Source organism: Variovorax sp. YR752, from assembly GCF_943372545.1.
On record NZ_CALRZC010000147.1, the window covers coordinates 1 to 21558 of the forward strand.

Below are 21558 nucleotides of genomic sequence, written 5' to 3' on the forward strand. Positions count from 1 at the left end.
TGCGCCTGCGCCGGCTCCCGCACCCGCACCCGCACCCGCGCCGGCCGATCGTGCCTGGAGCAGCACGTCGAGCCTCAGCACCAGCGGCTTCATCGTCGAATCGCTGCAGCCGGACGGTAGCGGCAAGATCGCTCTCAGCTGGGGCAGCACGAGCACCGGCGCGCTCACACGCCAGGTGTTCACGACCGGGTCGTCTTGGTCGACCACACACTCGTTGGACAGCCTGCCGGCCTCGGCTCGAACGGAAAGCACCGAGATCGCCACGGCGGGTTCGTGGCGGGCCGCCGCGTGGGTCGAGGAAGACCCCGGGCGCAGCAGCAGCCTGTGGGTGAAGGTCGCCGGCCCGGGCCACGCCGGCGGCGCCGTGAAGGTGTCGAGCGACCTGTACGCGACGCGCGGCTCGCAGCGCATCGTGGCCACGCCGGACGGCGGCGTGACAGTGGTCTGGTTCGAGCAGGATCAGCCTAACGTGGTGACGGCCAGGCTGGTGAGCCGCCACTGGACCCTGGCCGCAGGCTGGGGCAGCATCGTCGAGCACGAGACGGCGCAGCACCTCTACGCGGGTCACTTGCGTCTTCTGCCCGACTCGAGCGCGCTGTTGTTCTACGAGATGGAGGTGCAGGGTGCACCACGAAGCGCCACGCATCTGTGGGTGCGTCGCATCGGCACCGATGGCAGCGTCGGCACGGCCGCGCAGCTCGACGATCCGACTCATGGCATCACGAGCGCTTGGGGCGCCCATTCGGTGATCAGCGGCGCCGACACCGTGGCGGCGTGGCTGCAGGAACCGACCAGCGGCAGTGGCGGCTTCTGCGTGGTCACGCGCACACTGCACAACGGCACCTGGGGGCCCGCCAGTTGCGTCAATCCGGCGGCCGCGGAGCGAACAGTCTTCCAGCCGCGGCTGGCGGCCGGCAGCGCAGGTCACGTGGCGCTGGCCTGGGTCGGCGACATCGTCTACACCGCAGAGATGACCGCGCCCGGCGTGTGGTCGGCGCCGACACCGACCGGCACGCTGGAAGCGAACGAATCCGTCTCCAATCTGTTCGACTTGGCCGTGTGCAGCGACGGCTCGCGCGCCCTGGCCTGGAAGAGCGACACGACCGGCGGCGAAACGCTGCTCTCGGCCAAGGTGCGTGCGGCGGCCGGCACCTGGGGAGGCCGTCGGGAGCTGGCGCGCGTCGCTGCGGCGGTGCCCGAGACGCTGCGGCTCGGCACGGACGACGCCTGTCACTGGACTTCGCTGTGGAGTACGCACGGCACGGCCGATGGCTTGTTCTCGCGCCGACTGCTGGCGGACGGTTCGTTGCAGCCCACGGTCACGCTCGCCGATGGCGTGTCACTGCCCTCGGTATCGATCAGCGGATCCCGATACTTCACCGGCACGGTCTCGCTGTCGGTGGAGCCGGCGGGGCCGGCCATCGCCTTCTGGAACGAGCAGTCGGGTCAGCTGCTCAGATGGCGACGGCTGGAGTGAGGCAACTGCTCAACGCAGGTCCACGCCCAGCGAATTGACCGACACCACACGATCGCGGCCCGCCGCCTTGGCCGCGTAGAGCGCGCGGTCGGCCTCGGCCCAGCAGCGCTCCCAGGCCGTCAGGTCGCCGCAGCGCCGCGAGATGCCGATGCTCACCGTGCAGTGCACCGGCAGCTTCGCATCGGGCAGGCGCACGTCGAGCTTGCGAACGCTGGCCAGGAGACGCTCGGCCAGCGCCCGGGAGACACCGTCGTCGGCGGCGACGCAGCCGACCAGGAACTCCTCGCCGCCGACGCGGGCGATGAAGTCGCTGGCGCGCACGTGCGCCGCCAGTGCATTGGCCACCTCGCGCAGAACCCGGTCGCCGGAGGCGTGGCCGTGGCTGTCGTTGATGCGCTTGAAGTGGTCGATGTCGATCTGCAGCAGCGTGATCGGGCGTGCATCGCGCGCGGCGAAGTGGCGCATCACCAGTTCGTCCAGGCCGTTGCGGTTGAGCAGCCGCGTCAGCGCATCGCGCGAAGCCAGTTCGATCAACTGCGAATTCAGGCGAACGAACACCAGCCAGATCAGGTTCAGCGCCAGCATCACCGCCGCCAGCGAGGCGTAGCCATAGAACACCTGCGCGAACAGGCCGGCGTAGAGCACGTCCAGCCCCTGCCAGGCCACGTGTGCGGCCCGTGCCAGCGTGAACAGCGACAGCAGCCCCATCAGCGCGGTGAGCACCAGCAGCGGCGAACGCAGCCGGCCCGGCTGCAGCGACCGCGCGCGCAGCCCCTCCGCCGCCAGCGCCAGGTAGAGCAGGCCCAGGGTGCCGTTGAGCAGCACGTGGCGGCCGATACCCCCCCACTGCAGCGCGACCGCCAGGTGCGCCGCGGCGTAGACACTGACGGCCCCCACCAGCACGGGCCAGCGCCCCGCCGATCGGCCGGAGAACTGCCGCAGCCCCGCCACGAACAGCAGCACCGCCAGCACCATCGCCGAGTCCATCGCGACGGTCCACGGCGCGGCGACGCGCCTCTCGATAGACAGCCGCGCGATGTAGGCCACGCCGAAGATCACGCCGCCGGCCGCCCAGTGCACCAGGCCGCTGCGCGGCGGCATGTCGCGGCTGATCAGGTAGTACAACCCGCCTGAGCAGATCAGGTGGGTGGCGAGAATGATGATGACGGTGCTCGGATCCATGGGTCGCCCGTGGCGGGCGCCATCATAGGGCCGGCACCGCCGGGCGCCGTCAGGTGATCAGCAGCGCGCGGAAGTCGTTGACGTTGGTGAAGGTCGGCCCGGGCACGACCAGGTCGGTCAGCGGCGCGAAGAATCCGTAGGCGTTGTTCGCGTCGAGGAACGCCTGCGCCTTCATGCCCTGCGCCAGGCCCCGTGCCAGCGTGTCGGGCGTGACGACCGCGCCGGCGTTGTCTTCCACGCCGTCGATGCCGTCGGTGTCGGCCGCCAGCACATGCACGCCGGGCTCGCCCTGCAGCGCGATCGCGCAGCCGAGCAGGAACTCGGTGGCGCGGCCGCCGCGGCCGCCCTTGGACTTGACCGTGACCGTCGTCTCGCCGCCGCTGAGGATCACGCAGGGCTTCGCGAAGGGCGTGCCGGCATGCGCCACCGAGCGCGCCAGCGCCGCATGCACCTTGCCGACCTCGCGCGACTCGCCTTCCATCTCGTCGCTGAGGATGTAGGCCGCAATGCCGGCGGCACGAGCCACGGCGGCAGCGGCCTCCAGGCTCTGTCGCGGCGTGGCGATCATGTGCACGGCGTGGCCGGCGAAGCGCGGATCGCCCGGCTTGGGCGACTCGAAGGCGCCGCTCTCCAGCCCGGCGCGCGCCGCGGCGGGAATCTCGATGCCATAGCGATTCAGGATGGCCAGCGCGTCGGCGCAGGTCGTGGAGTCAGGCACGGTCGGGCCGCTGGCGATGACCTCGGGCGCATCGCCCGGCACGTCGCTGATCAGCAGCGTGACCACGCGCGCCGGCGCGCAGTTCGTCGCCAGCCGGCCGCCCTTGATCGCCGAGAGGTGCTTGCGCACGCAGTTCATCTCGTCGATCGCCGCACCGCTCTTGAGCAGCGCCTTGTTGATCGCCTGCTTCTGCTCCAGCGTGATGCCGGGCGCGGGCAGCGAGAGCAGCGCCGAGCCGCCGCCTGAGATCAGGCACAGCACCAGGTCGTCGGCCGTCAGGCCCTGCGCGAGCTGCACGATGCGCTGCGCTGCGGCCCGGCCGGCTTCGTCTGGCACGGGGTGGGCCGCCTCCACCACCTCGATGCGCCCCGGGCTCGCCTTGTAGGCCGGCGGCACATGGTCGTAGCGTGTGACGACCAGGCCGGACAGCGGTGCACCCTTCGGCCACAGCGCATCGACGGCGGCAGCCATCGCGCCGCCGGCCTTGCCGGCACCGATGACGACGGTGCGCCCCTTCGGCGGCTCCGGCAGCCAGGCCGCCGTCGTCTCGGCCGGCAGCGCGCGGGCCACGGCAGCGTCGTAGAGGGCGCGCAGGAAACCGCGCGGATTGGTGTGAGGGTTCGGGGCGCTCATGGCACCGGATTATCCGGCCGCCACCTCGTGCTTCGCGAGCAGTTCGAGCGCGCGCACCAGCGCCGAATGGTCCAGCTCCTGCATGCCGTTGGCCGCACAGGCCTGCATCAGCTGCGCCGCGTTGGCCGTCCCGGGCAGGCTCACCCCCAGCGCCCTCGCCCCTTGCAGCGCCAGGTTCAGGTCCTTCTGGTGCAGCCCGATGCGGAAGCCCGGGTTGAAGGTCCGCTTGATCATCCGCTCGCCGTGCACCTCCAGGATGCGGCTGGCCGCGAAGCCGCCCATCAGCGCCAGCCTCACCTTGGCCGGGTCCGCTCCCGCCTTGCTGGCGAACACCAGGGCTTCTCCCACCGCCGCGATGTTCAGCGCCACGATGATCTGGTTGGCCACCTTGGTCGTCTGTCCGTCGCCGTTGCCGCCCACCCGCGTGATGTTCTTGCCCATCAGCTGGAAGAGAGGCAGCACCCGCTCGAAGGCCGCCTCGGGGCCGCCAATCATGATGGTCAGGCTGGCTGCCTTGGCGCCGACTTCGCCGCCACTGACCGGCGCGTCCAGGTAGTCGCAGCCCAGCTCGTTGATGCGCTTGGCGAACGCCTTGGTCTCGATCGGCGAGATCGAGCTCATGTCCACCACCGTCTTGCCCTTCGAGAGCCCCGCCGCCACGCCACCCTCCGCGAACAGCACCTTCTCCACGTCCGGCGTGTCAGGGACCATCGTGAAGATCACCTCGGCGCGCTCGGCAACGCCGCGCGGGCTGGTGCATTGCGTCGCGCCGCTGGCGGCGATGTCCGGATGCACCTTGCCGCGCGTGTGGACGAACAGTTGGTGGCCGGCCTTGATCAGGTGCAGCGCCATCGGCGCGCCCATGATGCCCAGGCCGATGAAGCCGATCTTTTGCGGGGAGGAAGTCATGTCGATGTCTCTCTCGAAACGGAGGTTCAGCGCAGCGGGCGCAGTTGCCGGCGCGCATGCTCCAGCCAGACGAGGCCGGCTTCGGTGCTCCCGGCCGGCTTGTACTCGCAGCCGACGAAGCCGGGGTAGCCGATGCGGTCGAGGTGGCCGAACAGGAACGGATAGTTGATCTCGCCGCTGCCCGGCTCGTTGCGGCCCGGGTTGTCGGCCACCTGGATGTGGCCGATGCGCGCAAGGTGCTTGCTCAGCGTCGCGGCGAGTTCACCCTCGGTCCGTTGTGCGTGGTAGATGTCGTACTGCAGGAACAGGTTGGCCGCACCCACCTCGTCCATGATTCCGATCGCCTGCGCCGTCCGGTTCAGGAAGAAGCCGGGAATGTCGTAAGTGTTGATCGGCTCGATCAGCAGGCGCAGGTTCGCGCGCTGGAGTTCCGCCGCGGCGTACTTCAGGTTGGCGACGAAGGTCTGGCGCAGCATCTTCTCGTCGGCTCCGAGCGGCGCCTTGCCCGCCAGGCAGTTGAGCTGCGGCACACCTAGCGCGGTGGCGTATTCGATCGCCCTGGCCACGCCGGCGCGGAACTCGTCGATGCGGTCGGGCAGGCAGGCGATGCCGCGCTCGCCGGCGTCCCAATCACCGGCGGGCAGGTTGTGCAGCACGCACTGCAGCCGGTTGCCCTTCAGCCGCGCGGCGACTTCGCCCGGCGTGTGCGCATAGGGAAAGAGGAACTCGACCGAACCGAAGCCGGCGCGCGCGGCGCGCTCGAAGCGGTCGAGGAAGGGATGCTCGGTGAAGAGCATGCTCAGGTTGGCAGCAAAGCGCGGCATGTGATGTCTCTCTCAGTCCAGCAGGCCGGCCAGCTCGAGACCCTTGGTGCCTTCGGGATGGCGGCAGTCGATGGCCTCGAACTCGTTGAGCTTGTCGATCTCCACGCCCATCGCGATGTTGGTCACTTTCTCGAGGATCACCTCCACCACCACCGGAACGCGGTGCTTCTGCGCCAGCGCCTGCGCTTCGGCCAGTGCACCGCCGAGCTTCTCCGGGTCGGTCACGCGCAGGCTGCGGCAGCCCAGCCCGTGCACTACCGCCTGGTGGTCGACGCCATAGCCCTTCAGCGAGGCGTCCTCGACGTTCTGGTTGTCGAAGGCGAGCTGCACGCAGAAGTCCATGTCGAAGTTGCGCTGGCTCTGGCGGATCAGCCCGAGGTAGCTGTTGTTGACCAGCACCTGCACGTAGGGCAGGCGGAACTGTGCGCCGACCGCCAGTTCCTCCATCAGGAACTGGAAGTCGTAGTCGCCGGAGATGCCGACCACGGTGCGCGTCGGGTCCGCCGCCACCACGCCGAGCGCGGCGGGAATCGTCCAGCCCAGCGGGCCGGCCTGGCCGCAGTTGATCCACTGGCGCGGGCCGTAGACCTTGAGGAACTGCGCGGCGGCGATCTGCGACAGGCCGATCGTCGACACGTAGATCGTGTCGCGCGGGAAGGCCTGGTTCATCTCCTCGTAGACGCGCATCGGCTTGATCGGCGTCTCGGTGTAGTGCGTCTTGCGGTGCATCAGCCGCTTGCGCTCCGCGCAGCGCTCGGCCCAGTCGGCATAGCTCTTCAGCGTGCCGGCGGCCTTGCGCTCCTTCGCGACCTGGACGAAGAGTTCGAGCGCCGCCTTGGCATCGCTGACGATGCCGAAGTCGGGCATGAAGACACGCCCGATCTGCGTCGGCTCGATGTCGACGTGGACGAACTTGCGCCCCTTGCAATAGACCTCGGTCGAGCCGGTGTGGCGGTTCGCCCAGCGGTTGCCGATGCCGAGCACGAAGTCGCTGGCCAGCATGGTGGCGTTGCCGTAGCGGTGGCTGGTCTGCAGGCCGCACATGCCGGCCATCAGCGGGTGGTCGTCGGGGATGCTGCCCCAGCCCATCAGCGTGGGGATGACCGGCACGCCGATCGTCTCGGCAAACTCCACCAGCAGTGTCGAAGCGTCGGCATTGATGATGCCGCCGCCGGCGACGATCAGCGGCTTGTCGGCCGCCAGCAGCATGTCGATCGCCTTCTCCACCTGCTTGCGCGTCGCCGCGGGCTTGTAGACCGACAGCGGCTCGTAGGTGTCGATGTCGAACTCGATCTCGGCCATCTGCACGTCGAAGGGCAGGTCGATCAGCACCGGCCCCGGGCGGCCCGAGCGCATCAGGTGGAAGGCCTGCTGGAAGGCGCGCGGCACCTGCGCCGGCTCGCGCACGGTGACGCTCCACTTGGTGACCGGTTTGGCGATCGATTCGATGTCGACCGCCTGGAAGTCTTCCTTGTACAGGCGCGCGCGCGGCGCCTGGCCGGTGATGCACAGGATGGGAATGCTGTCGGCGATGGCCGAGTAGAGGCCGGTGATCATGTCGGTGCCGGCCGGGCCGGAGGTGCCGATGCACACGCCGATGTTGCCAGCCTTGGCCCGGGTGTAGCCCTCGGCCATGTGCGAGGCGGCCTCGACGTGGCGGGCCAGCACGTGGGCGATCGACTCGCGCTCGCGCAGCGCCGCGTACAGCGGGTTGATGGCCGCACCGGGGACGCCGAAGGCCTGGCTCACGCCTTCCTTCTCCATCACCAGAACGGCGGCCATGGCGGCTTTCATGCGGGCCATACGAGTCTCCTGCGGTTGTTGACAGCTGGAGCGGATGCTCGGGCCACAGCCAGCCGCCGAGAAGATCAGGCAAGGCATGTTTGTCATTCCGTGCAGGAATGGGTCGCGCCGGGCAGTGCATCATTCGGCCCGGAGACAGGACACGAACCATGGACCGCATCACCGGCGTGCAGCTGTTTGCGCGCATCGTCGAGACCGGCAGCTTCAGCAAGGCCTCGTCGGACCTGGGCATCACCCAGCCGACGGCGACCAAGCACGTCGCCGCGCTGGAGGCGCAGCTCGGCGCACGGCTGCTCAACCGCAACACCCGCGGCGTCAGCGCCACCGAGATCGGCGCGCTGTACTACGAGAAGTGCAAGGCCATCCAGCGCGAGCTGGACGAGGCCGACAGCCTGGCCGCGCTGCTGCAGAGCAAGGTGCGCGGGCAGCTGCGCATCAGCACCTCGGTGGCCTTCGGCCGCCGCGTGGTCACGCCGCTGGCGCTCAAGTTCATGCGCGAGCACCCCGACATCACGCTGGACCTGAGCTTCGACGACCGCTACGTCAACCTCGTCGAGCAGGGCGTCGACGTGGCGCTGCGCATGGGCCGCCTGGCCGACTCGGCGCTCGGCGCGCGCTACCTCGGCAGCAACCCCTGGCTGACCGCCGCCTCGCCCGACTACCTGGCGCGCCGCGGCACGCCGAAGACCCCGGCCGATCTGTCCGCGCACGACTGCCTGGTCTACAGCAGCGTGCAGGGCGACGACCGCTGGACCTTCACCTCCGCCAGCGGCGACACGGCTGCGGTGCCGGTCAAGGGCACGCTGCGCTCGAACAACCTGTCGGCCGTGCTGTCGGCCTGCCGCGCCGGGCTGGGCCTGGCGGTGCTGCCCTGGTACGTGGCGCGCGAGTCGGTCGCCGACGGCGTGATCCAGCCGGTGCTGGAGGACTTCGCGCTGCCCGCGCAGGAACTGCACGCGGTGTTCCCTTCGCCCAAGCTGGTGCCGGGCAAGGTCAGCACCTTCATCGACTTTCTCAAGCTGGAGCTCGACGGCCCGTGGTGGCAGCGCGCGCCGGGAATGGCATGACCATGCACAAGCGCACTGGATTCACGTTGATCGAGATCCTCATGGTGCTGGCCATGGTGGCGATCCTGGCCACCATCGCGGTGCCGAGCATCCATGACCGTGTGGTGCGCGAGCAGATCGTGGAAGGCATGAAGCTGGCGGATGTCGCCAAGCCACCGGTGGCGGCGGCATGGCGGCTGCTGCACATGCTGCCGGCGGACAACGCCGAGGCCGGGCTGCCGGCGGCCGATCGCATCGTCGGCAACCTGGTGAGCGCCGTGACGGTCGAGAACGGCGCCATCCACGTGACCTTCGGCAACCGGGCGAACGGCTCGATCCAGGGCAAGACGCTGACGCTGCGCCCGGCTGTCATCGACGATGCGCCGGTGGTTCCGGTCGCCTGGGTGTGCGGGGCGGCCTCGGCACCTTCGCCGATGACGCTGCGCGGCACCAATCGCAGCGATCTGGCGGCACGCTACCTGCCGCTGAACTGCCGATGAACTGCCGCTGAACCGGCCCGACCGCCTCCGATGAAGACAACCTGGTCGATCCTGCTCGCGCTGGCCCTCGCCTTGGCCGTGGCTCCGACCCTCGCCGCGCCGCCGGCCGATACCCTGGCGGCCCGCGTTCAGGCCTGCACCGCCTGCCACGGCAAGGAAGGTCGCGCTGCGCCCGACGGCTACCACCCACGCATCGCCGGCAAGCCGTCGCTCTACCTGTATCACCAACTGGTCAACTTCCGCGAAGGGCGGCGGCGCTACGGTCCGATGGTCTACCTCGTCGATCACCTCAGCGATGCCTACCTGCGCGAGATCGCCGACCACTTCGCCGCCCTCGACCTGCCCTACCCCGCGCCGCTGCCGGCCAGCGAGGGTGCGGCGGTGCTGGCGCGCGGAGAGAAGCTGGCGCGCCAGGGCGATGCGGCGCGCAAGCTGCCCGCCTGCGTGGCCTGCCACGGGCAGGCGCTGACCGGCGTGGCGCCCGCCATCCCCGGGCTGCTCGGGCTGCCGCGCGACTACCTGAAGGGCCAGCTCGGTGCCTGGGTCAACGGCCAGCGCCGCGCCCATGCCCCGGACTGCATGGCCGACATCGCGCAACGCCTGACGCCGGAAGACGTCAGTGCCGTGGCCGCCTGGCTGGCCAGCCGGCCGCTGCCGGCATCGGCCAAGGCGGCCGCCTCGCTGCGCGAACCGCTGCCGCTCGAGTGCGGTGGTGTGCCGCGGTGAGGAACGCCACATGCTGATGCGCTGGCTGGTCCTCGTCGCCGTGCTGCTCGGAGGGCTCGCCGGCGGCGTGGCCTGGCTCAATGTGCGCGGCGAGGCGCCGATCCCGCCGGGCGCTGCGCCGTCGACCGGCACGCCCGAGCAGGTGGCGCGCGGCGAGTACCTCGCCAGGCTCGGCAACTGCATGACCTGCCACACCACGCGCGGCGGCGCGCCCTGGGCCGGCGGGCGCGGCATCGCCACGCCGTTCGGCACGATCTACGCGGGCAACCTCACCCCGGACGACGAAACCGGCCTGGGCCGCTGGAGCGCCGAGCACTTCTGGCGGGCCATGCACCACGGCCGCTCCTTCGATGGCCGGCTGCTCTACCCCGCCTTCCCCTACCCCGACACCACGCGCGTGACGCGCGAAGACAGCAATGCGCTCTACGTCTACCTGCGCACGCTGGCACCGGTGCGCCAGGCCAACACGCCGCACGCGCTGCAGTTCCCCTACTCGACGCAGGCGGCGCTGGCGATGTGGCGGGCGCTGTTCTTCCGGCCGGCGGCCTTCGAGCCGGATGCGGCGCGCAGCGCCGAGTGGAATCGCGGTGCCTACCTGGTGCGCGGCCTCGGCCACTGCGGCGCCTGCCACGGCGGGCGCAACTTCCTCGGCGCCACGCCCGAGGGCGGCCAGTCGCTGGCCGGCGGGCTGATCCCGATGCGCAACTGGTACGCCCCCGCGCTGACCTCGCCCGATCAGGCCGGCGTGGCCGACTGGCCGGTCGAACACATCGTCGCGCTGCTGCGCGACGGCGTCTCTCCGCGCGGTTCGACGCTCGGCCCGATGGCCGATGTCGTCTACCGCAGCCTGCAGCACTGGCGCGACGACGACCTGCGTGCGACCGCCGTGTTCCTGAAGTCGCTGCCGCAGTCGCGCAGCCAGGCCAGCGGCCGCAAGCCGCCCGACCCGGCGGTTCTCGAACTCGGCGCCGACCGCTATGAACGACACTGCGCCGACTGCCACGGCCGCAACGGCGAAGGCGTGCGCAGCGCCACCGGCGCCACGCTGGTGCCGCCACTGGCCGGCAACCGCGTGGTGACGATGGAGCCGCCCGCGAACCTGATCCGCGTGATCGTGCACGGCGGCTTCCTGCCGGCCACCGCGGGCAACCCGCGGCCGTTCGGCATGCCGCCCTACGGGCTGGTGCTCGCTGACGAGGAGATTGCTGCCATCGCGAGCTACCTTCGCCGCAGCTGGGGCGCCGCAGCCGGCGCTGTTTCGGCACAGGACGTGGCGCGCTTCCGCGGCGGGGCGGGCGACTGAGACGGCCGCCTGAACGATCCCTGGATCGCGGGATATCCCGCCTGCAGCCGACATAGACAATCCGCGCTGACGGGCGTCCGGAGCAACACCGCGTGCAGATCGATTCGCTGAAGGAACTGGTGAAAGACCTGCTCGGTGAGCAGGGCTACGACTTCGTCGTGTGGCTGTACTACGCCACCGTGGGACAGTGGCTGGCCGAGCCGCGCTTGCGGCTGGAGCTGCTGGTCACCACGGTCCTGGTGGCGCTGGTGTTCTATGTCGTGATGCGCCGGCGTGGCGATGCGGCACCGGGGTTCCTGAAGTTCCTCGTGCCGGGCGAGGTGTTCCTGCACCCGTCGGCGAAGCTGGACTATCGCTTCTTCCTGGTCAACCAGATCGTCATGGGCCACCTGCAGCTCGGACGCTGGGTGGGCGCACTGGTGGCCTTGCTGCTCGTCAGCGACGGCACCACCTCGGCGCTGCGCGCGGTCTTCGGTGCCGCGCCGGCACTCGACTCGCCGGGCTTCGCCGTGCTGCTCGGCTTCACGATCGTCAACCTGCTGGCCTGGGATTTCGCCAAGTACCTCGCCCACTACCTGACCCACAAGGTGCCGGTCCTGTGGGAGTTCCACAAGGTGCACCACGCCGCGGAAGTGCTCACGCCGATCTCGGCCTTCCGCGCGCACCCGCTGGACATCATGTTCGACTTCCTGCTTCGCTCGCTGAGCACCGGTGTCGTCGGTGGCGTGTACGGCTATCTCTATCCGGGCAGCCTGCCCGAGCTGAGCATCCTCGGATTCAATGCCGTCGCCTTCGTCCTCTACTACTGGATCGCTCATCTTCAGCACTCGCACATTCCGCTGGGCTATGGCCGGCTGAGCTATCTGCTGGTGAGCCCGGTGATGCATCAGGTGCATCACAGCTGCGAAGTGCAGCACTGGGACAAGAACTTCGGCTTTCTGTTCGGGCTGTGGGACTGGCTGTTCGGCACGATCCACGTGCCGCACCGCGGCGAGCCTTTCCGTCTCGGCCTGCCCCAGGGCAGTGACGACTACGCCACCGTGAAGCAGCTCTACCTGACACCCTTCGTCGGCGCGGCGCGCCTGATCACCGGTGCGCGCAAGCCGCTGCCACCGCGCTCGGCCTGAACCCGGCCGCCGCCGGCGGGCTCAGGCAAAGCTGGTGAAGGCCATGCGCAAGTCCCACTGACCGAGTTCGGGAAGCGGGTCGCGCAGGCCGACGCCGAACTCGCGCACCAGTGCGCACGGCAGACCCCGCTCGGCCTGGTGCTCGTCGGCAGGAAGAAAGCCCAGCGCGTCGATCTGTCGATTGGTGGCCGCGTCGCCGTTGCGCCAGGTGACCAGTTCGGCAATGCGCCCAGCATGCACCGCCGCCTGGATCAATGCGCCCCAGACGGCTTCCGATTCGCCGGCCCAATCGACCAGGTTGATGCGGCGCTGGTCGGCGAATGCCGAGCGGCCGCGCTGCAGGACGATGTAGCCGCGGAGCCTGCCAGCCGCATCACGCATCGAGACGACGCGGTAGCAGTGCAGCGGATTGCGGTAGCGCCAGGCGAAGAAGCGTTCGTCACGCCGGTGTCGCAAGCGGCCGTCCTGCGTCAGGCGTTCCACGAGCGCGGCGAACTCGGCGGGGTCGGGCGCCATGCCGACCTCGGCACGCCCTCCATCTTGGAGCGGCAACGCCTTGCCGAACTGGTCGAGCCGTTCGAAAGCCTGGCTGGCGGGTTCGACTGCCGCCAGCCGCTCGGCCGCACGCCACAACACGGGGGTCTTCTTCACCACGCCAGCTGCTGCATCGAGCGCGCGCAGCCAGGCCGGACGCAGTGCCACGGTGGGCAGCACGCCTAGGCTGCGCGAGCCGGAGGCCAGCAGTTGCAGTCGCGTGACGCGCAGCGCGCTCAGGCTGAGGAACGCGTGTTGGCCTCGCGCACCGAGGTCGGCCATGGCCGCGTCGGTGAATCGGGCGAGCAGCCCATGGTTGCGGTCATCCTCGGCGACCACGAAGTCGTCGGCCACCGCCAGGTTCCGCGCGGCGCCGCCTGCTGAATGCCACGCCGAACCGCAGAATGCCCGCATGCCGACGACCCGATCGTCACGCAGCGCCAGATAGACGAGCGGTTCGGCATCGAAGGGGTTCTCGGCGTACTTCCAGCGAAACACCTCTCGGTTGAGCAAGGCATCGGGGCTCCACAACGCCTTCATCAGTTCGCCGATCGCCGGCAGGTGCTGCGCCTGGTAGCGCTCGATGCGGTAGGGCCCGGCGTCGCCGCCGGATGCGGGCGGCATGGCTGCCACCGGCGTCGAGACCGGAGCCGGCGCGAGGCCTTGCGGCGCGACCGCCCGCTGCGTCTCGATGAAGCGCAGGATGGCTGCGACGCTGTCCCACTCGCGCGCGACATCGAAGCTGGTCGGATCGATCGGCGCGCCGATCTGCTGCTCCAGCCACATCGACAGGTTGAACAGCGCCAGCGAGTCGAGCAAGCCCGATGCGAGCAGCGAAGCGTGGTCGTCGGCCAGGTCGGCGGGATCGACGCCCCAGCTCTCCAGCGCCGCCCGCAGCACCGCAGCGCTCACCGGACTGGCCGGCGCGCTCATGCCGCCGCCATGCGCAGCAGACGCTCCAGCGCACGCTGCTCGAAGGCCGGCTGCGCGCCAGCGCAGCGCCGGGCCACGTCGCTGCGGCTGAGCTTGCCGCGCGCGGTGCGCGGGATCTGTTCGACCAGGTGCCAGCGGCGCGGCAACTGATGCACGGCCAGGCGACGCGCGGCCTCGCGGTAGACCGCCAGCAGTGCGGCTTCTCCCGGCGCCGCGAGCACCAGCGCGACCGCCACGTTCTCGCCGAGCATCGCGTCGTCGAAGGCGAAGGTCGCGACATCCTCGACACCGGGCAGGCCCGCCAGCGCGGCATCGATGTCCTGCGGGTAGATCTTGGCGCCGCCGACGTTGATCAGGTCCTTCTCGCGGCCGCGCAGGACGATGCGCCCGCGCTCGTCGAGCTGGCCGAGGTCGCCGGTGCTGAACCAGCCGCGCGTGACGACCTGTGCGGTCAGGTCGTCACGGCCGAAGTAGCCGCGCATCAGCGATGGCGTCTGCACCCACAAGTGGCCGGTCTCTCCGGGCGCGCATTCGGCCGCCAGTCCAGGCCCCAGGGCCGTGCTCCCCGAGACGAGCACCTTGACGACGGCACCCCAGGGTTCACCCACGGGGGAATCATCGCCTGCCGACTCGTCCAGTGCACCGCCGGCGATCCAGCCCGTCTCGCTGATGCCGTAGACGTTGAGCACCTCGGCCCCGCCGCCCCACTGGCGCACGCCGCGCCAGATCGTTGCCTGCAGCGGCGCGGTGCCCAGCGTCACGAGTTGCAGGGCGCCACCACGCGGCGGCGCCACCGTCTTCAGGACCAGCTGCCACATCGACGGTACCGAGGGCAGGCAGGTGACGGACAGGTCGTCGCACAAGCTGCCCAGCCGCATCAGGGTGTCGGAGCGGAATGCCGGCAGCAGGTGCAGCGTCTGGCCGCTCAGCCAGGCATACAGCGCGTGGCCCACCAGCCCCCAGGCGAAGTGGGTCGGCACCACGCACAAGGTCTGCGCGAACGCGGCCACGCCCAGTCGCTCACGCTGCTGGTTCCAGCGGGAACGCAAGGCCCGGTGGGTCTGCAGCACGCCCTTGGGCTGCCCGGTCGTCCCGGAGGTCAGCAGCAGCAGCGCATCGTCGTCCAAGTGCGGCCAGCCGAGTGCGAACAGGGTCTCGTCGACCGTCCCTGCCACGCTGACCGAGTCGACGACGGGCACCCGCCTCGCTGCCAGGACAGCCGCCACCTCGGCGGGCGCCGACTCGTCCCAGATCGACAGCGCGGGCTGCACGCCGGCCAGCAGGACGTCGACCTCGAAGGCCGTGAAGCGCGGGTCGACCGGGACCGCGCAGGCCCCCAGCGACCACAGCGCGAGAAGGTCGATGAAGAACTCCGGCTTGTTGCCGTAGTGGAGGAACACCTTGGCATGCCGCCGCACACCGAGGCGCTGCAGCAGGGTTGCCCGCTGCCGCGACTGCAGCAGCGCCGCGGCGCCATCGACGCGGCGACCGGTCAGGGGCTCGTGCAGGGTACCTAGGCGGGCGTCGATGAACACGTGACTATCCTCGAGGGTCGGGCGCTCGGCGTGCTGTTCGCGGCGGCGTGGCGCACGAACACGTGCGCGTGGCGCAGAAGGTAGGCGTAGCGGTGCAGCCCGAGCTTCGTCAGCAGGCAGGCCAGGCGCAGATTGTCGCGGTCCAGCAGTCCGGCGGGAAAGCGCTCCGACGCCAGATCGGCGCGCGTCTGTGCGACGAGCTGGGACAGTTCCTCGCGCAACTCGTTCTCGTGGATCCAGTCCTCCGCCCACTGGTTGCGCAGATCGCGCGGCAAGGGCAGCGGGCACGGTTCGCTCCAGGGATAGGCCTGCCACGGGACCTCGCGCACGGCGGCGGGAAACTGCTGCAGCCAGCGGTAGTAGAGGTGGTGACGAGGCAATCCGTCGATGCGCCACGACAGCACAGCCGCCACGAACGACGAGTCGCAGAACGGCGTGGTGAACTCGAAGCGCCGAAGGTCCAGGTCCTCGTGGTGCCGTGCGAGATTGGCGCGCGGCTCGTTGAACAACTGGAACAAGTGCATGCGCCGTGCCGGATCGGCGCAGCGCCGCCGGGCCAGTTCGTCGGCGATCGTCGCCGGGACTGCGCCCGTCATCTCGGCGCGTCGGCTGCGCAGGAACAGGCGCCGCGAGAGTTCGCCGCCGATACGCTTCAGGTAGCCACGTGTCGCGGCCCCGACGTCGCCACGACGCATCGCGGCGATGATCGCCGCATCGAGGTTGGTCGGTGCCAGTACCGTCTCACCCGCGAAACCGGTGAACACGCGCGAGGGCCTCGGCGGTGCGTCGTCGGGCGACTGCGCCGCCAGCCATTCGCGATGCCCTGTCTCCATGCGCAGCCAGAAGTCGGTGCTGCCGCTGGCGGCTTCGAAGTGATGCGAACCCAGGCTGCGCGCAGCCTCCCGGCCGAGCACCAGGTCGGCACTCTCTGCCGGCGCGAAGTTCAGGGTGTGAACCTGCGCACCCAGCTCACGCAGAGTGGCCACCACGCAGCGCGAGTCGAGTCCGCCCGACAAGTGGGCCGCCACGCTGCGCTCGTCACCCAGCCGCAACGCGACCGCGGATCGAAAGACGGCATGCAGCTCCGCGGTGATTTCCTCCTCGCTGCGCGCCCGCTCCGGCAGTTCGTCCCAGCGGTGGTAGGCCCACTCGCGAGTGCCGTCGGCATCGATGTCCAGCGCGATGCCGGCCTCGAGGCAGCGGATGCCGGCGTAGGCCGTGCGCGCGCCGAGCGGCCCGCCGAGTGCGGCGATCTGCGCCTGCCCGACATAGTCCGGCTCGGCTTCCAGTGCCGGCACGAGCGCGAGCATCACGCGCATCGAGGTGGCGAAGTACAACACGCCGTCGCGCCTGGCGACGTACATTGCCCGCAGCGCGAGCTTGTCGCTGGCCAGGCGAACCCGGCGTTCTGCCAGGTCGACATGAGCGACGCAGAAGTTGCCCCGGGACAACCGCAGCGCATCGGTGCACCCGTTGCGCCAGTCATCGTGAAGTGCCTGCAGGTCGGCGTCACGGCTTCGGGCGCGCGCCGTACCGCTGCACAGCGGCTCACCCGACAGGACCGACAAGGCCGGGCTGCCGGCTGGCCGGCACACGCCCTGCCCGCCCAATGCACCGAGGTCCAGATGGGCCACCGCACCGCCCGACTCGATGACGAGCGTCGGCTGGTCACCCGGGTGGCGGCTGAGACTGCCGGCGAGCAGCCCAGGCACGTGCCCCGGTAGTGTTTGATCTGGCCGCAGACAGACGGCGCCGGCGAATAGAGACATGTGGTTCGGGTCAGAGCCGCACAATCCGCGTCGCTTTGGATCGATCGCGCTGTTCGCGGAGGTGCACCGGCAGCTCGTGACTGACGGCGAGCAGATGCACATTAATTCCTGCTTAAGATTATCGAGTCGCCGAGAATGAGCCCCATCCCCCATCCGCATGAGCCGGCCTCGAGTTGCCGGGCATTCCGCACGCTCGACTGACCTGCATGAGCATTGAACGGCGCGCCCTGGCCGGGCTGAAGGCCACCGCGCTGGCGCGTCTGGCCGGGCAGTTGCTGAGCTGGGCCGCGACGCTGGTGGTGTTCCGGCTGGTCGATCCGCAGGACTACGGACTGATGGCCATCGTCGGAACGCTGGTCGGCATCGGCGCAGCGGTGGCCGAGTTCGGCCTCGGTTCCGCGCTCGTCCAGGCCCGCGAACTGCCTCGGGAACAACTCGCCCGACTGGCCGGCGTGGTCTGGCTGCTGCACGGCGTGATGGCGCTTGCGCTGCTGTCGGGTGCGCCGCTGGCGGCCTGGTTCTATGGCGACCCTCGGCTGACCGCGCCGCTGCAGGCCGGTGCCGCCGTGTTCGTCTTCGCGGCACTCGGAGCGGTGCCCTCCGCACTGGCCACGCGGGAAATGGACTTCGCCTGGCTGGCCCGCATCGAGTTCGCCGGCGTGCTTGCCGGAAGCGCCCTCAGCCTTGGTCTGGCGCTGCTGGGCGCAGGCGTCTGGGCGCTCGTCGCCGGGCTGCTGGGCCCGGCGGCCGTGCGCTGCGTTCTGCTGGTCAGCCGGGGGCAGACGATACGGCCCCGCCTGGAGTTCATCGGCCTGCGCCAGCACCTGAGCTTCAGCTCCCAGATGGCGATCACCCAGGTCATCTGGAGCTTCGTCAGCCAGGCCGACGTGCTGATCGGCGGTCGCCTGCTCTCGCGCGAGGCGCTCGGCCACTACTCGGTGGCCGTGCATCTGGCCACGCTGCCGATGCACAAGGTGATGGGCGTGGTCAACCAGATCGCCTTCGCCGCGGTGGCCCGCCTGCAGGACGAGAGCGAGCGCTTGCGCGAACGGGTGCTGTTCGGCACACGGCTGATGATGTCGCTGTCCGTCGGTGTCATGTGGTTGCTCGCCTGCCTCGCGCCTGAACTGCTGCCCTTGCTGATCGGCCCGGCCTGGACCGCTGCCGTTCCGGTGCTCCAGATCGTCAGCCTGGTGGTGCCGCTGCGCATGCTCATGATGATGCTGAGCACGGCGATCTCGGGCATCGGCGCCGCCAACGTCAACCTGCGCAACACGTTGACAGCCGCCGTGGTCTGGCCAGCGGCGCTGTACGTCGGCGCGCAATCGGGCGCAGTGGGCCTGGCTGCCGCCTGGTGGGTGGCCTCCCCACTGACCTTCGCGCTGAACGCGCGGCGCGTGACGTCCACCCTGGGCATGAGCGTGGTTGACCTGCTGCGCCTGGTCAGCCGACCGCTTCTCGCCGGAACGGCCATGTGGGCAGCGACCGCCGCGGTTCGTGCCTCCGCCCCAGTGCTGCCCGCCCCGGTGGCGCTTGCACTGCTGGGCGGGGTCGCCTCCGGGGTCTACGTCGCCAGCCTGCTGCTCCTCGATCGGCGCCTCATCGCCGATCTGCGGCGCGTCGTCCGGGCCACACGCGGCTGACCGTCCAGGCCCGGACGGGCTGGCGGGCGCGGGCGGGAAACCAATACTCACATCCCCGCGGGCCGGGTCACGGCTACGTGCGCCATTAAATGTTATCTTCGCACATTCAATCAACTTCGCACCCCCTCGCACCGCCCGGGAGATGCCATGACGCTCCACATATCGCTCCAAGCCCGTTTCGCCGCCGTCGTCGCCGCCGTCGGCATGCTGGCTGCCTGCGGCGGCGGCTCGTCCAGCCCCTCGCCGTCCGACCCGGGCACGCTGCGCATCGCGCTGACCGATGCGCCTGCCTGCGGGTACGAAGAGGTCAACGTGACCGTCGAGAAGGTGCGCGTACACCGCAGCGCCAGCGCCGAGGACGACGACAACGGCTGGTCCGAGGTGGTGCTGAACCCGGCCCTGCGCGTCAACCTGCTGGACCTGACCAACGGCGTGCTCGCCGAACTCGGCCAGACCGAGCTGCCGGCCGGCAGCTACACGCAACTGCGCCTGCAACTGGCCGCCAACGGCAACGCCGCCCCCTACGCCAACTCGCTGGTGCGCAGCGGCAGCGAGGACGAGATCCCGATGGACACGCCGAGCGCGCAGCAGTCGGGCCTGAAGATGAACCTGAACGTGACGGTCGAGCCCAACGAAGTGGCCGACCTGGTGCTCGACTTCGACGCCTGCAAGTCGGTGGTCAAGCGCGGCAACTCGGGCCGCTACAACCTCAAGCCGGTGGTCAGCGTGCTGCCGCGCGTGCGCGTCGACGGCCTGGTGGCCGAAGGCCACGTGGCGCCCGCGATCGCGCTGGGCAGCACCAGCGTGTCGCTGCAGCAGGGCGGCGTGCCGGTGCGCAGCACCGTGCCGCTGGCCGATGGCCGCTTCGTGCTCTACCCGGTGCCGGCCGGCACCTATGACCTCGTGGTCAGCGCCGAAGGCCGCGTCACCGCGGTGATGACCGGCGTGCCGATCAGCGCGAGCTCGCGCACCTTCGTCACGCCGACCGGCACGGCCATCGATCCGCCCGAAGGCACGCCGCGCGCGGCCACCGGCGTCGCCAGCATCAGTGGCTCGACCAGCGTGCCGCTGGCGATGGTGCGCGCCACCCAGGCCGTGGGCACGGCGATCGCCGAGCGGACGGCTCGGCCGTCCGACGCCAGCACCGGCGAATATCTGCTCCGCCTTGTCGCGGGCGAGCCGGTGCATACCGCCTACGACCCCGCGGCGACTGCGCTGGACTTCGAACCGGATGCTGCCAACGCCGGCAAGTTCAGGCTGGAGGCCAGCACCGAAGGCAAGCTGCCGGTCACCGCCGACATCGACGTGACATCGGCCGACATTGACACGCCTCTGGTGTTCGCCCCGTGAAGCGCGGTAGCCTTCGCGGTTCTCCCCACAGCCAGGAGCCGACCATGATCCAACGCTCTCTCGCCGCCACCGCGGCCGCCACCGCACTGGCGCTCGCTGCCGCCGTGGCTCCGGCCCATGCGGCCGACGTCGACGTGGGTGTCTCCATCAGCGTCGGCCAGCCCGGCTTCTACGGCCGCATTGACATCGGCAACGTGCCGCCGCCGGTGGTCGTCTACCCGCAGCCGGTGATCATCCAGCAGGTGCCGGTGGCGGTGGTGCGCCAGCCGATCTACCTGCACGTGCCGCCCGGCCACCAGAGGGACTGGGCCAGGCACTGCTACCGCTACGCCGCCTGCAACCAGCCGGTGTACTTCGTGCAGGACCGCTGGTACCAGGAGGTCTACGTACCGCAGTACCGGCAGCGCTATGCGCCGCCGCCCCCGCAGCAGCGCAAGTACAAGCACGACGATGATCGCGGGCGCTACAAGGACCGTGACGACGACCGCGGCAACAAGGGCCGCGGCCACGGCAACGACAAGGGCCGCGGCAAGGACTGAGTAGAGCCGTCAGGACGAGGCCGGCTTCGCCGCCTTGTCCGACCACAGCACGCCGCCGGTGGCCCAGTTGTCGCGGCGGATGTCGAAGAACACCACGTCCACGCCATCGGCGCTGCCGCCGAGAACGCGCACGCAGGCCTCGGTCAGTTCCTTGGCCAGTGCGCGCTTCTGTTCGGGGGTGCGGCCTTCGAAGAGTTCGACGCGCAAGGTGGGCATGGGGGTCTCCTGCTGAGCTGATCGGAACGGCAATTTGGAGCGGACAACCTAGAACGCACCCCCACGAAAGAGGTGCGTTCTCCCCCCATTCTGGATGAAGCAGAAGGGGGTGCCCGGCTCCTATCCTGAACTCCATCGCGACTGTCGTCCGCGAGCGATGGAGCCTCCGATGAAGCCGTCCACCCTGCTGCCCCGCGTGGCCTCCGTGCTGGCCTTGCTCGCTTTGCTGCCCGCGTGGTGCGCGGCGGCCTCGATCGGCACCGTCACCATCGTCGACGGCGACATCGCCGTTCTGCGCGACACCCAGCGCTTCGCCGCCGCCGAAGGCCTGCGCCTGCGCGGCAACGACATCCTGATCACAGCGGTAGACACGCGCTTCGCGCGCATCGAACTCACCGACGGGACCGCGCTCGACCTGGGCCCGGACACCGAACTGTTGCTGCAGCCCGGCGAGGGCGGCACGTTCGGCGAACGCGCCGCGACGCTGTACCTCGCCCGCGGCTGGCTGAAGGTCAGCGCCGGCAGCGGCTCGGGCATCGCCGGCATCACCAGCGCAACGCTCGATCTGCAACGCCTGGCCGGCACCGCCGTGCTGCACCTGCAGCCGGGCGCCGCGCTGCTGTTCGTCGAGACCGGCAACGCGCAGGCTGCCGAGGTGCAGGACGGTCGCGTCGGAAACCCGCTGACCCTGAAGGACGGCGATGCGCTGGTCCGGCGTGGCAGCGCGGCAGCCACGATCGCGCGCCGCCCGCCGGCCGAGCTGCTGGCCGGCCTGCCGCGCGCCTTCGCCG

Annotated in this window: 19 protein-coding genes; 10 read left to right on the forward strand and 9 right to left on the reverse strand. The window is 70.2% G+C overall.

Features of this window, described 5'->3' with window-relative positions; genetic code table 11:
* Window positions 1-1477: hypothetical protein (locus AAG801_RS27350; protein ID WP_341891207.1), on the forward strand; the 1477-nt coding region annotated here is incomplete at its 5' end.
* Between the two features lie 9 nt (window positions 1478-1486).
* Here the strand turns inward: AAG801_RS27350 and AAG801_RS27355 are convergent.
* From AAG801_RS27355 to gcl, 5 genes are read right to left on the reverse strand one after another with little or no spacing between them, the layout of a single operon-like run.
* The gene (locus AAG801_RS27355; RefSeq protein ID WP_341891208.1) at window positions 1487-2659 is read right to left on the reverse strand and encodes a GGDEF domain-containing protein; all 1173 of its coding nucleotides are present in this window, start codon (window positions 2657-2659) and stop codon (window positions 1487-1489) included.
* Between the two features lie 49 nt (window positions 2660-2708).
* Window positions 2709-4010: a glycerate kinase gene (locus AAG801_RS27360; RefSeq protein WP_341891209.1), complete on the reverse strand. Its 1302-nt coding sequence runs from the start codon at window positions 4008-4010 to the stop codon at window positions 2709-2711.
* Between the two features lie 9 nt (window positions 4011-4019).
* Entirely contained in the window at window positions 4020-4919 is a 900-nt protein-coding gene (gene glxR, locus AAG801_RS27365; RefSeq protein WP_341891210.1) for a 2-hydroxy-3-oxopropionate reductase, read from the reverse strand.
* A gap of 26 nt (window positions 4920-4945) precedes the next feature.
* Entirely contained in the window at window positions 4946-5743 is a 798-nt protein-coding gene (gene hyi, locus AAG801_RS27370) for a hydroxypyruvate isomerase (RefSeq protein WP_341891211.1), read from the reverse strand.
* A 12-nt stretch (window positions 5744-5755) separates the two neighbouring features.
* Entirely contained in the window at window positions 5756-7546 is a 1791-nt protein-coding gene (gcl, locus tag AAG801_RS27375; protein WP_341891212.1) for a glyoxylate carboligase, read from the reverse strand.
* A gap of 149 nt (window positions 7547-7695) precedes the next feature.
* Here gcl and AAG801_RS27380 point away from each other — a divergent pair, with 149 nt between their 5' ends.
* From AAG801_RS27380 to AAG801_RS27400, 5 genes are all read left to right on the forward strand, one after another.
* Complete coding sequence (locus AAG801_RS27380; RefSeq protein WP_341891213.1) at window positions 7696-8613, forward strand: LysR family transcriptional regulator; 918 nt, start codon at window positions 7696-7698, stop codon at window positions 8611-8613.
* 2 nt (window positions 8614-8615) lie between these two features.
* Complete coding sequence (locus AAG801_RS27385; RefSeq protein WP_341891214.1) at window positions 8616-9092, forward strand: pilin; 477 nt, start codon at window positions 8616-8618, stop codon at window positions 9090-9092.
* Window positions 9093-9122: 30 nt separating this feature from the next.
* The gene (locus AAG801_RS27390; RefSeq protein WP_341891215.1) at window positions 9123-9818 is read left to right on the forward strand and encodes a c-type cytochrome; all 696 of its coding nucleotides are present in this window, start codon (window positions 9123-9125) and stop codon (window positions 9816-9818) included.
* Between the two features lie 10 nt (window positions 9819-9828).
* A complete protein-coding gene (locus AAG801_RS27395; RefSeq protein ID WP_341891216.1) occupies window positions 9829-11121 on the forward strand; it encodes a cytochrome c in 1293 nt (430 codons plus the stop codon).
* A gap of 92 nt (window positions 11122-11213) precedes the next feature.
* Complete coding sequence (locus tag AAG801_RS27400; RefSeq protein WP_341891217.1) at window positions 11214-12248, forward strand: sterol desaturase family protein; 1035 nt, start codon at window positions 11214-11216, stop codon at window positions 12246-12248.
* A 21-nt stretch (window positions 12249-12269) separates the two neighbouring features.
* Here AAG801_RS27400 and AAG801_RS27405 read toward each other — a convergent pair whose 3' ends face one another.
* Genes AAG801_RS27405 through AAG801_RS27415 form a run of 3 tightly spaced genes read right to left on the reverse strand, consistent with a single transcriptional unit; the run spans window position 12270 to window position 17121 of the window.
* Window positions 12270-13715: an acyl carrier protein gene (locus AAG801_RS27405; RefSeq protein WP_341891218.1), complete on the reverse strand. Its 1446-nt coding sequence runs from the start codon at window positions 13713-13715 to the stop codon at window positions 12270-12272.
* Window positions 13712-15250: a class I adenylate-forming enzyme family protein gene (locus AAG801_RS27410; protein WP_341891219.1), complete on the reverse strand. Its 1539-nt coding sequence runs from the start codon at window positions 15248-15250 to the stop codon at window positions 13712-13714. The genes AAG801_RS27405 and AAG801_RS27410 overlap by 4 nt, the downstream gene beginning before the upstream one ends.
* Entirely contained in the window at window positions 15229-17121 is a 1893-nt protein-coding gene (locus tag AAG801_RS27415; RefSeq protein ID WP_341891220.1) for an asparagine synthase-related protein, read from the reverse strand. The genes AAG801_RS27410 and AAG801_RS27415 overlap by 22 nt, the downstream gene beginning before the upstream one ends.
* 104 nt (window positions 17122-17225) lie before the next feature.
* Between AAG801_RS27415 and AAG801_RS27420 the strand changes: the two genes are divergently transcribed.
* The 3 genes from AAG801_RS27420 to AAG801_RS27430 all read left to right on the forward strand — a co-directional run bounded on the left by AAG801_RS27420 (window position 17226) and on the right by AAG801_RS27430 (window position 20551).
* A complete protein-coding gene (locus AAG801_RS27420) occupies window positions 17226-18662 on the forward strand; it encodes a lipopolysaccharide biosynthesis protein (RefSeq protein WP_341891221.1) in 1437 nt (478 codons plus the stop codon).
* A 147-nt stretch (window positions 18663-18809) separates the two neighbouring features.
* Complete coding sequence (locus AAG801_RS27425; RefSeq protein WP_341891222.1) at window positions 18810-20012, forward strand: DUF4382 domain-containing protein; 1203 nt, start codon at window positions 18810-18812, stop codon at window positions 20010-20012.
* A 44-nt stretch (window positions 20013-20056) separates the two neighbouring features.
* Complete coding sequence (locus AAG801_RS27430) at window positions 20057-20551, forward strand: hypothetical protein (RefSeq protein WP_341891223.1); 495 nt, start codon at window positions 20057-20059, stop codon at window positions 20549-20551.
* A 9-nt stretch (window positions 20552-20560) separates the two neighbouring features.
* Here the strand turns inward: AAG801_RS27430 and AAG801_RS27435 are convergent, their stop codons facing one another.
* On the reverse strand, window positions 20561-20767 hold the full coding sequence (locus AAG801_RS27435) for a 4-oxalocrotonate tautomerase (protein WP_341891224.1): 207 nt from the start codon (window positions 20765-20767) through the stop codon (window positions 20561-20563).
* Between the two features lie 169 nt (window positions 20768-20936).
* On the opposite strand from AAG801_RS27435, the gene AAG801_RS27440 reads away from it, so the two are divergent.
* A partial coding sequence (locus tag AAG801_RS27440; RefSeq protein ID WP_341891225.1) for a hypothetical protein occupies window positions 20937-21558 on the forward strand: 622 nt, incomplete at its 3' end.

Coding starts and splice junctions, on each gene's coding strand:
- AAG801_RS27380 (WP_341891213.1), top strand. CDS start 7,696: ATGGACCGCATCACCGGCGTGCAGCTGTTTGCGCGCATCGTCGAGACC.
- AAG801_RS27430 (WP_341891223.1), top strand. CDS start 20,057: ATGATCCAACGCTCTCTCGCCGCCACCGCGGCCGCCACCGCACTGGCG.
- AAG801_RS27385 (WP_341891214.1), top strand. CDS start 8,616: ATGCACAAGCGCACTGGATTCACGTTGATCGAGATCCTCATGGTGCTG.
- AAG801_RS27425 (WP_341891222.1), top strand. CDS start 18,810: ATGACGCTCCACATATCGCTCCAAGCCCGTTTCGCCGCCGTCGTCGCC.
- AAG801_RS27390 (WP_341891215.1), top strand. CDS start 9,123: ATGAAGACAACCTGGTCGATCCTGCTCGCGCTGGCCCTCGCCTTGGCC.
- hyi (WP_341891211.1), bottom strand. CDS start 5,743: ATGCCGCGCTTTGCTGCCAACCTGAGCATGCTCTTCACCGAGCATCCC.
- AAG801_RS27355 (WP_341891208.1), bottom strand. CDS start 2,659: ATGGATCCGAGCACCGTCATCATCATTCTCGCCACCCACCTGATCTGC.
- AAG801_RS27420 (WP_341891221.1), top strand. CDS start 17,226: ATGAGCATTGAACGGCGCGCCCTGGCCGGGCTGAAGGCCACCGCGCTG.
- AAG801_RS27415 (WP_341891220.1), bottom strand. CDS start 17,121: ATGTGCATCTGCTCGCCGTCAGTCACGAGCTGCCGGTGCACCTCCGCG.
- AAG801_RS27360 (WP_341891209.1), bottom strand. CDS start 4,010: ATGAGCGCCCCGAACCCTCACACCAATCCGCGCGGTTTCCTGCGCGCC.
- glxR (WP_341891210.1), bottom strand. CDS start 4,919: ATGACTTCCTCCCCGCAAAAGATCGGCTTCATCGGCCTGGGCATCATG.
- AAG801_RS27435 (WP_341891224.1), bottom strand. CDS start 20,767: ATGCCCACCTTGCGCGTCGAACTCTTCGAAGGCCGCACCCCCGAACAG.
- gcl (WP_341891212.1), bottom strand. CDS start 7,546: ATGGCCCGCATGAAAGCCGCCATGGCCGCCGTTCTGGTGATGGAGAAG.
- AAG801_RS27405 (WP_341891218.1), bottom strand. CDS start 13,715: ATGAGCGCGCCGGCCAGTCCGGTGAGCGCTGCGGTGCTGCGGGCGGCG.
- AAG801_RS27395 (WP_341891216.1), top strand. CDS start 9,829: ATGCTGATGCGCTGGCTGGTCCTCGTCGCCGTGCTGCTCGGAGGGCTC.